This window comes from Staphylococcus simulans, assembly GCF_003043455.1.
Classification (GTDB): Bacteria; Bacillota; Bacilli; order Staphylococcales; family Staphylococcaceae; genus Staphylococcus; species Staphylococcus simulans_A.
The window spans coordinates 36,961-53,437 of the sequence record NZ_PZGG01000012.1; the positions used below are offsets into that span (position 1 = coordinate 36,961).

Here is a 16,477-nt window from a genome sequence, read left to right on the forward strand (position 1 = left end):
TCGTGCACTTAATTTAAGATTTCACATGTACTTTAGTGCCACGGTTATCTGCGATTTCATTGGCACGTTTAACCGCTTCTTCTTTCTTATCATAGCTGTCTGCAGCTTGTTTCGCACCATGTGTTCTGACTTTCCATTCGTTATCTTCTTTATAGACTTCGACATCATTCTCGTTTAATTCTGGACGTGCGTCTTTATCTTTTTGGTGACTCGTAATGTTTTTGTTTTTCAACTCATCAAGTTCTTCTTTCGACGCATTTTTATACCACTCTTCAGCTTGCTTTGTCGCAATTGGAATTAATGTACCTTCATCATAGCCATCTTTTAACATCGCATTACCGATATCAATCGCTTTTTTACGTTCCAGCTTATCTAAGTTCTTCCAAGTGTTTGGATAGTCATCTAATGTCCAAGGCATATAACGCCCTCCTCTTCAATATCACTTAGTAGTGTTATACCACTTATTGCGGATCTCCAATCTTATCTGAATCTCTCAATCGTGCATATTGTTGGATATTTAATAACGCGGTGCGAATATTTGTATATTGTGGTAAAGACGGTAATCCTGTACCTTGATAAAGCGGTATATGTTGTTCAAAGTGTGTCGCAATACCTTCAAACGCAATTAAATACTGACCCATCACGACATCATCAATGGTTTGCGGTTTCGGGTTATTCTGCGCTCTTGATAACATAAAACTGATTTCTTCTAACGCAAAGATAATTGGATAATACGCACTGATTTTCGTACTGTCCGCAAACAATTCGCCATGTGCGTTTTGATACATACTATTCATATTACTTAGTTTTATACGTAACTTTAATTCACTGAACTTCGGTGCTTGTTTCGCTAAATGTTCATTTCTTGAGAACACATAATAGAAGAATGACATTTCATAACGGACCACTTCCGCAATCGCATCCGGTAATGTTTGTGACGCATTTTTTCTTCCTAAGATTAAGAGACCGATGACTGCGATAATGACACCGATGACCACATCTACAACTCTCGGCAAGGCAATTAAAATAGATAATTTACCTGATGCGAGACCATTCAACATAATAACTTGTGTCGTAATGAAAATCATTGCTATCGCATAATTCGCACCGATAATAACTTCAGTAATGGTCGCACTTAGCGCAAGAACTATAATACTGAGAATCATATGCGGGTGGAATGATAAAATAACCGTCAATAAAAGCACACCGATAAACGTCCCAATGGTTCTGGCCACTGCACGTTCCATACTATGAATGGTATTCGTTCCAATCAATATCGTATGGGCAGTCAATGGAATCCAGTATGCTTTATCAAAATCAAACATCAAGGCGATAAAAATGGCTGCACCCATAATCATGCTGTAACGTAGAGTGTTCATTAATACGAGTGAATCTAACGTTAAATTATATTTTAATTGTTGACCGTATAAAGGTTTCCTTAAATTCGCTTCGTATTCAATTTGGCCTGTCGGACTATGCAAGATTTCATCTGTACGATAAATCTGCTTTTCTAAACGTTGAAAGATAACAGGCAGGTCTATCTTTTCTCTCCACTGCATGATTTCTTCTTCATCTAATCTTGTAGAAACACTTCGTTCAATGTACTGCATCATTTCGATTAAAACATCTGGCAATGTTTCAACTTCTTTGGTCTTCAACTCTAACAGTTCAGCGAAGATACCTTCTGCGTTATTATGCAGTAAATATAAACGATGTAATTGTTCGGATTGCTTTTTATTTGAAGTAAAAGAAGTAATCAGTTGTTTATCTGTTGTTTTAAACTGATTGACTAACTGCTCAGTATTTTGCTTGAACTGCTCACTGTCTGCGTATGCTTTGACTAGTTTTAATAAACTTTGATACTCCGCTTCAATCGCACGTTCTTGTGTATTTTTCTCTTGTAATTTTAATAATATCGCTACAACTGCCAACGCAAAAATACCGCCAATAAAAACAAAGATGCCACGTGTCAATGCTTGTTCGGGCGCAATCGGCATATTAATCGGTAACGCAAACGTTACAATAAAGAATGTGGCTGAAGGACCAGGTATTTCTAAGGCGCTGAATATGTAGTAAGCAACGACAGTAACAAGCAATAATAAGATGCCGAACAATAATGGTATCGCAACTGTCAGTGTCCCAAATGTGATACATAACGCAAATCCGACTGCACACCACCATAAAATACGTAATTTAGATTTATCAGATCCGCCAAAGACATAAATGTTAGCTAATGTACCTGTCGCTATTAATAAACCAAATTGAAAGTATCCCAGCAAATATCCTAACAGTAAAGGAACCAACATTAATAATCCTTGTCTTATCCCTTTACTGAAATTCACATTCTGTTTATTGAATTTAAACAGCGACTTGATATAGTGCGCCATGCGATTACTCCTTTCGTGTTTTAAATCATTTATCAAGCTAATCATCAGATTACTCATTTTCTACATGAAAATAAAAAACGCCAGAACATAATACCCGCGTATTATATCCTGACGTTAGGATGTTGTATCACTTATTCTGCCATTCTGATTTCTTCATCGATATTTTCGTAATCAATATCTGCTTCTAAGAATGCTTCATCTTTAGTTGGGAAGTGTTGTTCGAACGTTTCTGCATCTGCAAGTTCAACACTGCCTCGCTCTAATTCAAAACCTAAAATGTGGCCGCCGACTGTACGGTCTTGATCCACGAAATGTAAATGGAAACCTGCTGAACCGACACCATGGAACAGTTCTGGTGTGAAGAAACCGACGATTGTTCCATTTAAATAATCATAATGATGTTCCGGCTGACGATTCACTGACTCCATTAAACGTGTGTATGGCGGCTCTTGTTTCGGCATCATGCGTACATGGACATGATTGAAACTGCCTGTGATACGGATTGCTGAGAATAAGTTGCGACTCTTCATACGTTCCATAATTTGATCGTACAATTCATCTTGAGTTGTAACGTTCAACACTTCAAATGCCTGTGTAGGGTCAAATTTCGTAATGGTCGCAAACGGCAACATCTCATGACCATCTAAGTGTCTGAAACCGCCGTATTCATCTGCGTGATACGCGTTACCGTTAATAAAAATGACTTCACCGTCGCAACCTGTCAATGTGCCGATACCCATGTCTCCTTGTTCAAGCATCTCATCTACAGATACTGTACCTTGAAGCATTCCAGCCATTAACGTCGCCAAAGTTCCATGTTGGTAAATCATACTCTTCATTCTCCTTACTGATTTGACATGACAGACATCTTTATGTCTTTGTCTATTTATGTCCTATTATAGCACTAAAGTCATGCCCTGCCTTGTTAGTTGCTTAATTTTCTGCGAGCTTTTCTTGGTTATCAAAGACAATGATTTCAGGTTCATCTAGACAAAGTTGAACGATTTCTTGCCAATATACTTGGAAATGATCAGATTTCTTATGATTTTCGAAGCCTTCTTCACAGCTCCATTGTTCAATAATCGCAAAGGAATTTGGGATATTCGCATTTTCATAATGTTCATAGCTGATATTTGATGTTTCAGCTTGTGAAGCTGCGACTAATTGTCCCATTAGCTCTGTATACTTATCATAATTCATATCGTTGACTTTTGTTTTAACAATTACTGTAATCATATTTTCCCTCTCCAATTTTTATATTTTACCAGTAGTTTCTTTCCCCTAAAAAGAAACTATGAACCATAAAAATAATAAAAGGTCACGCTACATTGAATAAGACCCTTCCTCTTATCTATCGTAACATGACCTATATATCCGTTCTTATTTTATGCTTGTACTTTCGTTCACTTACAATTTAGAACGATTGGCCACAAGCGGACTGTCTGGTTTAACGAAGAACCACATTAATATAGCTATCGCAACTAAAATAATTAATGATTGTAATGTCCAAGTCCAACCGATTAAATCAGCTAAAATACCAGCGATTAATGGACTTAACATCGCACCGACGTTACCCCATAAGTTCATCCAACCTGAAACTGTACCAGAGAAGTTACGTCCAATGTCAGCAGCTGCTGCCCAGCTCATACCAGTAGTGACACCCATACCGCTTAAACATACCGCTAACCAAGCGATGTTCACTTCTAATACTTCACTGCGGATTGCGAATAATAATCCGATACTGAAGACGATCATACCAATAATCGCAATTGAACCACGTGCGACAAAACGAGATTTTCCAGCTTGTAAGATTCTATCCGAAATCGCACCGGCAATCATGATACAAATAAACATCGCAAGCCAAGGCACCCCTGCCAATAAGCCTAATGCTGTATATTTAACATGATATTGTTCCATTACGTAAGTCGGTAACCAAATTAAGAATAAACCAACAATAAATTGTACTACGAAATATTGAACTGCAATCGCATAGAAACTGAAATGTTTAAAGAATGCACTCCATGGTGCAGATTGTTTTTCTCCTGCATCAACAACGTCACGACCTTGAATGATATAACGTTTTTCAGCATTGTTAACCATTTTATGTTGTTCAGGCAAGTCTTTTGCGATAATTACCCACAATAACGCAATCACAAAGCCCACTGCCCCGAAGATATAAAATACGGCTTGCCAGTTGAATAAGCTTACAATCCAAACTGTCACAATCGGTGCGATAACCGGACCGAAATATGACCCTGCAAGTAACGCACTTGATGCACGTCCTTTTTCATTTTTAGTAAACCAATATGAGTTGAATACCGCATTTGATGGATACATTGGCGCTTCCCCTACACCGAATAAGAAACGCACAGTATATAATAAACCGTGGTTCTTAACCAGACCTGTTAAAATCGTAAATGCACTCCACCAAATCAACGCAATCGTCAACATTTTTCGCGGTCCGAATTTTTCCGCAAGAATACCGGATGGGACTTGCATCATCGCATATCCCGCTGAGAAGAATGTTGCTAATAAACCAAACTGAGCCTTCGTCATATGTAAATCTTCCATCATCGGTGCTGCGATTAAGGAGATGTTAGATCTGTCCATATACGCAATAACCCCAATAATAAAGAACGCAAATGCGAAGAACCATCGTACGTTACTCTTTCTTTCACTCATAGATATCCCAACTTTCTGTGTTCAAAATACATTAGGTCATCATATGACCTAAGTTGTTCTAGTAAATATTACCACTATTTGAAACCGTTCACAATAACTTTTTTACAGAAATTTGAACATTAAGAATGACACAACTTTATTTTATTATTTACAAAACCGATGGAATAAACCATGACTACGCTTGGCTTTTACATTTTTCAAACTTGAACATACTCGTACTAATTATACAAATAGATGTTATTTGATGTTATTTTTAGTACAATATAGCTTGGACACACAAACGCAGGTGTTCTTTTAATTAAATTCAAACATTATAAAACTTGTATATAAAAAGGAGTCATCGCTTTACCATGGAACAAATACTGACTGACTTTATTTCCCGTTGGGGTTATCTCGCAATTTTCATTTTAATCCTTGCAGAGAATATCCTACCTTTTGTGCCTTCAGAAATTGTGTTGACTTTCGCAGGTGTATTAGCCGCAAAATCACATATTTCTATTTGGCTATTATTAATTATCGCAACAGTCGCTTCATTTATGGGACTACTTATCCTTTATTATATTTGTAGTCTGGTTAATGAACAGAAACTTTACCGCTTCGTAGACAAATACGGTAAATGGATCAAACTTAAAGGTAAAGATGTCGAACGCGCTAATAATTGGTTTAAAAAATACGGCGCCATCGCAGTCTTTATCTGCCGTTTCGTTCCAGTCTTACGTGTTTTAATCACTATTCCTGCAGGTGTCAACAAAATGAATATCGTCACGTTCGCAACACTATCATTAGTCGGCACAACAATATGGAACTTCGGCTTAATCTATTTAGGTAAATCATTAAGTGATAACTGGCATGATATCTTAAATGTGATGCATACATACTCATATATCATGTATGCCATTATCGCTATTGCGTTAGTATACTTTGCGTACCGCTACATTGCGAAACGCCGTCAAAGACAAAACTAAACAATACGTAAACAAAGCACACTTCATTTTTTTGAAGTGTGCTTGTTTAATGAGTCCTACTATAAAGTTGTACCTTGCTGTCATTAGAAATTCTGATTTTTAAACTTGTTTAAGCCTATGAAATAACCAAGTAGCGCAATTACTAGCGTAAAGGCAAGAAAGATAGACATACGTCCTAATTCAAAACCAGTATGCAATGTTGCATCATAACCTGTTCCATACATATGACTGCCGATGATAAGTGTCACAGTGTTAAATACGATATATGTAACGATAATGATTGCTGTGATAATCATTTGAATCATATTAGATTTTTCTGCACCGACCACATATGTACACGGATAAAACAAAGAGACTAATAAACAAATACCTAACCCTAACATGATAGCAGAAAGAAATTGAGTGATATTGCCGAATCCCAATAAATATCCACCTGTAAAAATAAACAATACAATCGCAAATCCTAATCCAGCTGAAATAAAATAATACGCGTAATGTGCTTGTACAATTTCTTTTCGACTGACAGGCAAAGTAATCGCATATTTATACCACCCTGCTGACGCTTCATTTTTTAAATTATCCGTCGCAGCTGAAACAGAAAACATCAAAATGATTAAACTAGCAAATGAATTAGAACCTTCTAAATCCATAGCGGTTAGCCCGATACCTATCAATAAACCGATGCCTAGATAAATCCATAATGCTTTTTGTGTTGAATAATACTGACTGTATATTAACCCCTTCATCCGTCCTCACCTCTTAGGATTATTTTGCTGACTTGATCAATGTGCTCGATAGGTTCTAAATCAAAAGCTAAAGTACGTTCATTTTTTAACACAATCGCTTGCACTTCTCCTAAGTGATGTTTCTTCGCTAAAACATCTTCATCTTCTAACATTTCAAATTCTGCTTCATCACATGTTAAACGCGCATAATTATTGAACAATGTGGTTTTGTCAATTTGAACATTAACCTGACCATGTCTAAGAAAAATTAACTGTGTTGCTAAACGTTCAATATCCTCCGCAATATGAGAAGTCATCAACACACCGCGGTTACCTTCATTCACAAACGTTTCAATTTCATCTTGGATCTCATCTCGACTCGCCGCATCTAAACCTGCAGTGGCTTCGTCTAAAATCAATAATCGACTTTCATGAGACAATGCGACTGCCATAGAGAGCTTCATAGACATTCCTCTCGAAAAATATTTAACCGCCTGTTTTTCTGGTAATTCAAAACGCTGAATGTATTCAGTGAACAAAGTGCTGTCAAAATTACGATACACCTTTTGATACATACGATTCAGCTTATCAATAGTCATATTTTTCGTGAAATTCATGGAATCGAATACGACACTGATGTCATTTTTATAGTCTGTATCTTCAGGTGATACACGTTGACCGAAAAAAGAGATTTCACCGCTGTTTAATGGATAATCTCCCACAATCATACGAATTAACGTTGATTTACCTGAACCGTTTTTGCCGATTAAAGCGACAATTTCGCCCGGATCAACTTGAAAGGACACATCGTTGATGGAGAAGCGACTGTTAGAAAAATGTTTCGTTAAATGTTGTACCGAAAGTAATGATGTCATAAGACCTCCTGAAATTTTTATGTTATTTTTATTTTAACATAGTTGATTCAAATATTTAGTTTATTTCTCTATTCTCTCTCTTTTTAATGCAAGTACACATTATTTTTTTCAGCTTTTTAAAACGTGACCATTGAAAAATTGTTAAAAAAGTACAATAATCAAATGTAAGCGCTATTATTATTAAACCCAGGAGGCACAAATGATTACCAACGAACGTGAACTTAAAAATAAGTATTTCGATTTACTTGCAGAGAAATTCAACCATGAAGAACAGCTTGCATCAGAAATTATCAGTTTAGAATCTATTTTAGAATTACCTAAAGGTACAGAGCACTTTGTCAGTGACTTACATGGAGAATATGAATCTTTCCAACATGTTTTGCGTAACGGTTCTGGCAATGTCCGTACAAAAGTCAACGACATCTTCAAAGATAAAATGTCGAACCAAGAAATCAGCGACTTCACTGCTTTAATTTATTATCCAGAAGATAAATTAAGAATGGTTAAAAGCAGCTTCGAAACAAAAGAACCATTAAACCGTTGGTATGAAACACGTATTGACCAAATGATTCAAATGGTTCAATATTCAGCTTCAAAATACACACGTTCTAAATTACGTAAAGCATTACCTAAAAAGTTTGTTTATATTGTCGAAGAGTTACTTTATAAAACTAACGAACTTGAAAATAAAACACCCTACTACAATACATTGATGCGCCAAATCATTGAGACGCAACAAGCAGATGATTTAATTATCGGTTTATCCTACACAATTCAACGTCTAGTCGTAGACCACTTACATGTTGTCGGTGATATTTATGACCGTGGTCCTGAACCTGAAAAAATTGTTGAAACGTTAATCAACTATCACTCTGTTGATATTCAATGGGGCAACCATGATGCAATCTGGATTGGTGCTTATGCAGGTTCGCGTGTATGTCTAGCTAACATCTTACGTATTTGTGCACGTTACGACAACTTGAATATCGTTGAAGATGCTTATGGTATCAACTTGCGTCCATTATTAAACTTAGCTGAAAAATACTACGGAGATAATCCGGCCTTCCGTCCAAAATTACGTTCTGATTCAAAGTTATCTGAACAAGAACAACTTCAAATCACTAAAATACATCAAGCCATTGCGATGATTCAATTCAAGTTAGAAATGCCGATTATCAAACGTCGCCCTTCTTTCGAAATGGAAGAACGCTTAGTATTAGAACATGTCGACTATGATAACTTAACGTATACACTTCATGGCCAAACTCATGAATTAACTGATACATGTTTCGTTACTGTAGATCCAGAAGACCCTGCTAAATTATTGCCAGAAGAACAAGAAGTCATTGATAAATTGTTAGTGTCTGTACAAGAATCAGAAAAACTTAAACGTCACATGACCTTCTTAATGGATAAAGGTTCATTATACTTACCTTATAACGGCAATTTATTGATTCATGGCTGTATCCCAATTGATGAACACGGCAATATGGAAGGAATGGAAATTGATGGTACATTCTATTCTGGCCGTCCATTATTAGACCAATTCGAAATGTATATGCGTAAAGCATTCCGCAATAAAGATATCACAGATGACTTAGCAACTGACTTAGTGTGGTACTTATGGACAGGAAAATATTCTTCTTTATTCGGAAAACGTGCTATGACAACATTCGAACGTTATTTCATTAAAGATAAAGCGACACATAAAGAAGAGAAGAATCCTTATTATTCATTACGTGAGGATCCTAAAGTTGTTGGCAAACTATTAGAAGACTTTGATTTAGATCCTGAACAAGGTCATATCATTAACGGTCATACACCAGTAAAAGAAATTGATGGTGAAGATCCAATCAAAGCTGACGGTAAGATGATAGTCATTGACGGCGGCTTCTCTAAGGTATATCAATCTACTACAGGTATTGCCGGTTATACTTTACTCTACAACTCTTACGGTATGCAGTTAGTGGCACACCAACACTTCAATACAAAAGAAAATGTCTTACGTTACGGTGCAGATGAATTATCTACGAAACGTCTTGTTGATAAAGAACTACAACGTAAACGTATCCGCGATACAAACACAGGAAAATTCATCAAAGAAGAAATCCGCAACTTAAAAGAACTTATGTCTCATCGCTACACAGATTAATTTTATAAAATAAAAGCAGAAGGCTGATTCAACGTCGCCTTCTGCTTTTTTGTGGTTATATATGATTTTATTTTCTTTCCTCACATATCTGAGAGTTAAGATAATGGATTAAAATGTAGTGTAAAGTTTAAGTGATATTCTGCATCATCCATACGATAACGCTCTGGTAGTTCTGGACCGCAACTGTTCGTACCGATACCACTTTGGCCAACATCAATATTAACATATGTGTAACCATCTAATTGTAATTGATCTGCATGCTCTACTGTTGTCAGTTGTGCATCTGAATACGGTTTCGCATTGAAACTAAACGGTGTTTCAGCATTAAACGCAACTTGTGTTGTGGTATTGTCTAATGTCACATGCGTCGTATTATTGTGACTGCCATCTTCTTGCGGTCTGATGTGCGGCCAGAAATTATCATTGACTGTAGAAACAAAGTAACCTAAATGACTTGCAAGTTGTTTATCATCATAACTGCTGAATGGCCCATGACCATAGTACGCTAAGTTTTGATAGTTATTTGATAATTTGAACTCTAAGCCCAGTCTCGGTAAGAACGGCATACGTGCATTCTTTTCAAGTTCTAAATCCGCTTCAACCTTACCATCCGCATGCACTAACCAAGTTAATGTTCCTGCTAAGATTTTTGGCACACGTTTATTTACGATACTGATTTGGAATTGAACACTGACGCCGCCTTCTGATTCAACAATTGAATAATCATACACACGTGTATGCGCATGTTCATAACCCATTTCTTCCCATTGGTTACGAATATTGATGTCATTATCTGTCGGTGCACGCCAAATACGGATGGCAGTAGGTTCATGAAGCACGAGCTTACCTGCTTGCGTCACATGCGTTAATGCAGCTGAACGTGTATCAAACGCATATTCACTATTATCTCCTGAAATTTGAATCGTTTGTGCTGTGTCATCTACTGAAACTTGATAAGCAGCTTCACGCTCAGTCGCTGTTTCAAATTCCAAACGTTCTTGAACAATTTGATCATGGCCTAAAATAGTTTGGTCTTTACTCGAGATATACTCTACTAAAATATCGCTGATTTGATTTAAAATCGCTTCATCAATAAACGTATTCAACGCAACAGAGATTTCAGTATGTGGTTCAAATCCTGTTAAATCTGCATACTCTTCATATTGTTCTCCTGATAGCGTCGTAATTGTAAAACGTAATTGCAGAACTTCATCTGCATCAATAAAGTCAAAACGGTTATAAAACGTTAACGTCTGTTTATCATAGTGAGATAAAATCACCGGGCGATTCACTTGTTGGAACTCGTAATAACCTTCATGTGGTGTTCTATCTGGTGACACAATACCATCCACACAGAAGTTGCCGTCATGTAAATCTTCGCCGAAATCTCCGCCATAACGAAATACTGGCTGTTCTTTATTTTGACTGATATTCACTGCGTGATCACACCATTCCCAAACAAATGCACCGATAAAGCTTGGGTACGCTTCTAATAATTCATGGTATTCTAAAAGACCACCTGGAGAATTACCCATCGCATGTGCATACTCACATAAAATGAACGGTTGTGTAATAGTTTGATTATCTAAATAACGCTCTTTAATTTCTTCAGGTGATGGATACATACGACTAATCATATCAAGTTTAGAGAAATCTTCTCCGCCTTCTGCATAAAAGGCGCTTTCATAATGGATTGGACGTGTCTCATCTAAATCTTTCGCAAGTTTAGCTGCTTTCTCAATATTAACGCCATATCCAGATTCATTACCTAATGACCACATAATAATAGATGAGAAATTACGTAGAGGTACAATAGATGCCTCAATACGATCTAAAATCGGTGCTTCGTATTGTGGGTCATCTGCGATAATATTAAAGTCTTTCGTATTTTCATCTCCGTAGAATAATACCACGCCATGTGTTTCTAAGTCCGCTTCACTCATCACATAGAAACCATATTCATCAGCTAACTCATAGAAACGTGGTGCTTTCGGATAATGCGCGGTACGGATCGCATTGAAGTTGGCTTGTTTCATTAATGTCAAATCCTCATGCATTTGCGCTTCAGTTAAGACATATCCTGTTTCTGGATTACTGTCATGATAGTTAGCTCCGCGTAATTTCACGGATTTACCGTTAATCCATAACTGCTGGTCTTTAATTTCAACTTCACGTAAACCGACCTTTTCAGTAATCACTTCATCTGCACTTGTAATCACAAGTGTATAAAGATATGGTGTTTCAGCGCTCCAATATGCGGCATCTTCTACATTTAATACTAACGTATCTTGATTAGATCCTTTTTGTTCAGTAATTAATCCACCCTCTTGATCAAACAGTGCTACTGTATAATCAGGATTACCATTCACTTGTGTCACATCTAAGTGGACTGCCCCTGTTTGTACCGTAGTATCGATTGTCGTTTGAATTGTATAATCATCAAGACGATTGTTTGGACGTTCTACAATATAGACATCTCTGAAAATACCTGAATGACGAAACATATCTTGGTCTTCAAAATATGTGCCATCTGAATATTTAACAACCAATACTTGAATCGTATTGTGACCTTCTTGAACAAATGATGTGACATCAAAACGTGACGCACTGCGAGAAACTTGGCTGTAACCTACAAATGTGTCATTGATCCATACATAATACGCACTGCTGACACCGTCAAAGTTCAACACAAATTGATGGTCTTCGTCATAAATAGAATCTATAGTGAAGCTGCGTTCATAATAACCACATGGATTATCTTCTGGCACATATGGCGGATCAAATGGGATTGGATATTTAATATTTACATATTGCGTTTGGTCAAATCCATGTAAATTCCATACTGAAGGAACCGGTAAAGTTTGAGTCACTTTGTGATGGCTTGCTTCGAACTCTGCTACACTGTTGAAGAAACCAAAGTTCCAGTCACCAGATAATTGTGTTACAGAAGTATTGTGTTGCTGCGGTTTTGGAATAAAGTATGCAGCATAAGGTAATGTATTGACATGTAATTGTTCTAAATTATAATGTAAATCTAATTTCAAGGCATGACCCTCCTAAGTATTTTTCAAAAATTATATAATTTTGTTAAATATACGTGTTATAATGACTCTATCATAGAGAGAAAGAGAGTGAGACAAGTGCAAGTCTTTTGGACAAAACTTAAAAAAACAAGCTACGAAGCCCAAGTCGATGAATGCGGCAAGGAAAACTTATACGTAGGTAACGGCTATGAATACGAAGTCACTAAACCTGCTGTCTTGCATATCGTGACACAAGGAACCGGCACCTTTACTGTGAATGAAACCACTTATCATCTAAAGAAAGGCGATGTCTTTTTGCTTCTAAAAGGTATGCATGTAAAATATCATGCAACTGGAGAAACACCTTGGCATTATATGTGGGTCGGCTTCAGCGGCACGCATGCCATCAACTTTATTACACGTACTTCTTTATCAGATGAATTAGTCCTCTTAAATCAAAACACTGAAACATTATTTAAATTAATCTTTAAAATCTGCATTCTGGCAAACAGCCATACTCCCGAGGATACCCACGATATCTTACTGAAAATAAGATTGTTTGAATTGTTATATTTCCTAACACAACAAAACCAAAAAGAAATAGTAATTCCTGATCAACGTGAAGCAACGGATTTAAAAGATGCTTTAGAATATTTCAATGACAACTTTAAAAGTAAAAATACTACTGTTGATAATGCTGCGAAGCTCGCAAATATGAGTCGTAGCCAGCTGTATAAGCGCTTTAAAAAGCAATTCAGTGCTTCACCAAGCAGATATCTCAAAGATCTCCGTATGGCTTATGCGGCTGAACAGCTGAAATTTACGAATAAAAATGTGCAAGTTATTTCAGATGAGCTCAATTATGAAGAATCACTTGCTTTCTCAAAAGCTTTCTCTAAATACTTTAACTGCCCACCTACGCAATACCGCAAAAATTATAAGGCAAGAAAAACATTGCAATCTGAATAAATGAAACTATCAATCAACTATTTTTAGTTGCTGTAAAACAAAAGCAGTGGATAGAGTTATGAATAAAAACTCTAACACTGCTTATTATATTGTTACAGTTTTTCTTCTTTATGAATCGGTGGACGTCCTTCTCTTTTACGTTTAAATTCAAGCGTTTGTTGAATATCGCGTAAGAAGTCTCCTTTTAAGTTGAATGCTTTATGATATAAAATACTACAAATGATGATAAAGAAGATTGGTACACCCACCATACCGATTCTGATGCCCCAAATTGTATCTGTTGTTTGTTCAACGTTTGGCACATAACCGATCATTGATAAACCTACACCGACACTTAATCCCGCAAATGCTTGTGCTAATTTAACTAAGAATGTTTGTGTTGATGTGATGACACTTTCGTTACGTTGACCGAATTTCACTTCACTGTAGTCGATCACGTCAGCTAAAGCAACTGTGTTGATGCCGACAAGTGTGCCTGTACCGAAGCGGATACATGCACCGCCGATAATCACCCAAATTGCTGCGTGTGGCGCAATAAAGCCTGCAAGCAAAATAATCACTAAGCCGACAATAATACCGATAACTGCATAGTTGAATACTGCACTACGTCCGACTTTCTTAACTAAGTAAGGGAAAATTAATAATGAACCCATTTCCATTAAAATCATTGTATTAAAGACAGAGAACAAGCTTTCTACGCCTGCAACATATTTAAAGTAATACAAGATGATTGCGTTAATCATTTGTCCGCATAAGTTGAACGCTAAAATTACACCGATGACCGCAAGTAATTCTTTGTTTTTAAAGAGAATACGCCAAATATCTTTAAAACGAACTTTGATTGCGTTTTGTCTTTCAATCTCAGTATCTTCATGAACGAAGAATACAGTAATACCGATTGTGATGATAAATGTAATACTACAAATGATTGCGAGCGCAAAAATACCTGCACCTCTGAATGGTTGACCTAACCAATCATCCAATTTATGAATGAACATTAAACCGAAGCTTCCGATGACAAATGCTGCAAAGCTCGCAAAGAAACGTGGAACAACCGCAACTTCTTCACGTTCACGTGGGTTGTTCGTTAAGTTCGGCAGCCAAGACCAGTATGGGATGTCCATGATGGTATAAGTCATCCCCCATACGATGTACATGATTGAAATGTAAATATACATGCCATTGCCTGCGAAGTCGAAGTTTGTGAAGAGTAATACTGTGATGACAGCATTAATTAGTGTACCGATAACGAGCCATGTTTTGAATTTGCCGAAGCGGTTGTGTGTATTATCTACAACCATTCCCATAATTGGATCATTAATCGCATCCCAGATACGTGCAGCGAAGAATAATACTCCGACGAATGCTGGTGAGAGCCCTACAATGTCAGTGATATAAAACATTAAAAACAAACTGACAATATTAAAAATGGCGTCCTTTCCTACTGTTCCGAATCCAAATGCATACTTTTCAAAGCGCGTTAGTTTTCTTTCCAATCCTTTCACCTCTATCTATAGATTGTTATTTCTTGGTTGTCTTTGTACCTTTAAATAATTAATTCTCTATTCATGTAAACGTTATCATTTTTCAGAAAACAATAGAATATCCAAATCTTTCTTTTATATATCCAAATGTTTCATAGTCCAATTATTTGTGGCACTTTGCACCTTGATAAACTAGATTATCGTTACACTTTTATCATTATTTAAACGCAAAAAAACTCCTGTTACTTACTTTAAATAAGTAAGCACAGGAGTTAAATCGATTACTACTTTTATAATTTCAATGGTTTAAGATTCTGCGTTAAAGTTTCACGTCTATCTTCGTATTGTGGCGGCAATTGAAGATGTTGACCTAATTGATCTTTCGGCTCATCTACCGCAAAGCCAGGACCATCTGTTGCCATTTCAAATACGATGTCACCTTTTTCTTTGAAGTAAATCGCTTTGAAGTAGTTACGATCTTTAACTTCTGTCACAAAGTAACCATGGTCTTCCATGTGTTTTTGCCAGTCTAAATGTTCTGCTTCTGTTGGGATAGACCAAGCTACATGGTGCACAGTACCAACACCGAATAAACCTTTTGGCAATGGTTGCGCAGACATAATGATTTGATGTTTTTCTTCGCCTTCTGTTTCTAAGTGGATTTTAGAAGGATTTTCGTTAACAACACTTAATCCCATATCATCAACTAATGTACTGCGAGTACCTGCTGGATCTGCAGATAATAATTCTGTACCGTGGAAACCTAAAATCGCATTATCTTCAGCTTCTTCTTGGCCTTCTACCAATGCTAAAGCTAGACCATGTACGTCATTAAATTCTAATGTTGCTTCGTCAAATAAACCAGAAATTTTAGTTTCAATACCTTGTTCATTTAAATGTGCTTCCCAAGCATCCATTGAGCCTTTAGGAATTCTGAATGCGATACGTCCGACTTGGCCGCTTCCCACACGCCCTTTATGTTGATTTGGCCAGTTAAAGAATGTCATTACCATGCGTTTGTCGTCATCTTGTCTTGAAAAGTATAAGTGATAAACACCTGGGTCATCGAAGTTCACTGTTTGTTTAATCAATTGTAAGCCGAGTACATTACGATAGAAGTCTAAGTTCTCTTGAGCGTCACCTACAATTGCTGAAATATGATGTATACGTTTAATGTTTTCCATATATGGAAACCTCCTTTATTCAGTATAATTA

The 16,477-nt window shown here is 36.7% G+C and carries 13 protein-coding genes; 3 read left to right on the forward strand and 10 right to left on the reverse strand.

Annotation, left to right across the window (positions count from 1 at the left end):
• Window positions 1-13: 13 nt before the first annotated feature.
• The 5 genes from BU038_RS03730 to BU038_RS03750 all read right to left on the reverse strand — a co-directional run bounded on the left by BU038_RS03730 (window position 14) and on the right by BU038_RS03750 (window position 5,069).
• Window positions 14-418: a DUF2188 domain-containing protein gene (locus tag BU038_RS03730; protein WP_002479794.1), complete on the reverse strand. Its 405-nt coding sequence runs from the start codon at window positions 416-418 to the stop codon at window positions 14-16.
• A gap of 43 nt (window positions 419-461) precedes the next feature.
• Window positions 462-2,387 (reverse strand): FUSC family protein, encoded by a 1,926-nt coding sequence (locus BU038_RS03735; protein ID WP_107604874.1) that lies wholly within the window; start codon window positions 2,385-2,387, stop codon window positions 462-464.
• Between the two features lie 131 nt (window positions 2,388-2,518).
• The gene (gene budA / locus BU038_RS03740; RefSeq protein ID WP_182676054.1) at window positions 2,519-3,226 is read right to left on the reverse strand and encodes an acetolactate decarboxylase; all 708 of its coding nucleotides are present in this window, start codon (window positions 3,224-3,226) and stop codon (window positions 2,519-2,521) included.
• Window positions 3,227-3,320: 94 nt separating this feature from the next.
• Window positions 3,321-3,623: a putative quinol monooxygenase gene (locus BU038_RS03745; protein ID WP_107604876.1), complete on the reverse strand. Its 303-nt coding sequence runs from the start codon at window positions 3,621-3,623 to the stop codon at window positions 3,321-3,323.
• A 171-nt stretch (window positions 3,624-3,794) separates the two neighbouring features.
• Complete coding sequence (locus BU038_RS03750) at window positions 3,795-5,069, reverse strand: MFS transporter (protein WP_107604877.1); 1,275 nt, start codon at window positions 5,067-5,069, stop codon at window positions 3,795-3,797.
• 350 nt (window positions 5,070-5,419) lie between these two features.
• Here BU038_RS03750 and BU038_RS03755 point away from each other — a divergent pair, with 350 nt between their 5' ends.
• Entirely contained in the window at window positions 5,420-6,034 is a 615-nt protein-coding gene (locus BU038_RS03755; protein WP_107604878.1) for a DedA family protein, read from the forward strand.
• An 83-nt stretch (window positions 6,035-6,117) separates the two neighbouring features.
• Here BU038_RS03755 and BU038_RS03760 read toward each other — a convergent pair whose 3' ends face one another.
• Window positions 6,118-6,780 carry an ABC-2 transporter permease gene (locus tag BU038_RS03760; protein WP_107604879.1) on the reverse strand — a complete coding sequence of 221 codons (663 nt, stop codon included), beginning with the start codon at window positions 6,778-6,780 and terminating at the stop codon, window positions 6,118-6,120.
• Window positions 6,777-7,634 (reverse strand): ABC transporter ATP-binding protein, encoded by an 858-nt coding sequence (locus BU038_RS03765; protein ID WP_107604880.1) that lies wholly within the window; start codon window positions 7,632-7,634, stop codon window positions 6,777-6,779. The genes BU038_RS03760 and BU038_RS03765 overlap by 4 nt, the downstream gene beginning before the upstream one ends.
• Before the next feature lie 199 nt (window positions 7,635-7,833).
• Here BU038_RS03765 and BU038_RS03770 point away from each other — a divergent pair, with 199 nt between their 5' ends.
• Window positions 7,834-9,786, forward strand: a complete 1,953-nt coding sequence (locus BU038_RS03770; protein ID WP_107604881.1) for a fructose-1,6-bisphosphatase — start codon at window positions 7,834-7,836, stop codon at window positions 9,784-9,786.
• 95 nt (window positions 9,787-9,881) lie between these two features.
• On the opposite strand, the gene BU038_RS03775 is transcribed toward BU038_RS03770, so the two are convergent.
• On the reverse strand, window positions 9,882-12,830 hold the full coding sequence (locus BU038_RS03775; RefSeq protein WP_107604882.1) for a glycoside hydrolase family 2 TIM barrel-domain containing protein: 2,949 nt from the start codon (window positions 12,828-12,830) through the stop codon (window positions 9,882-9,884).
• Between the two features lie 87 nt (window positions 12,831-12,917).
• Here BU038_RS03775 and BU038_RS03780 point away from each other — a divergent pair, with 87 nt between their 5' ends.
• The gene (locus BU038_RS03780; protein ID WP_158262780.1) at window positions 12,918-13,778 is read left to right on the forward strand and encodes a helix-turn-helix domain-containing protein; all 861 of its coding nucleotides are present in this window, start codon (window positions 12,918-12,920) and stop codon (window positions 13,776-13,778) included.
• A 92-nt stretch (window positions 13,779-13,870) separates the two neighbouring features.
• On the opposite strand, the gene melB is transcribed toward BU038_RS03780, so the two are convergent.
• Both melB and BU038_RS03790 read right to left on the reverse strand, forming a co-directional pair.
• A complete protein-coding gene (gene melB / locus BU038_RS03785; protein ID WP_107604884.1) occupies window positions 13,871-15,274 on the reverse strand; it encodes a melibiose:sodium transporter MelB in 1,404 nt (467 codons plus the stop codon).
• A 278-nt stretch (window positions 15,275-15,552) separates the two neighbouring features.
• A complete protein-coding gene (locus BU038_RS03790; RefSeq protein ID WP_107604885.1) occupies window positions 15,553-16,446 on the reverse strand; it encodes a VOC family protein in 894 nt (297 codons plus the stop codon).
• Between the last annotated feature and the right edge of the window lie 31 nt (window positions 16,447-16,477).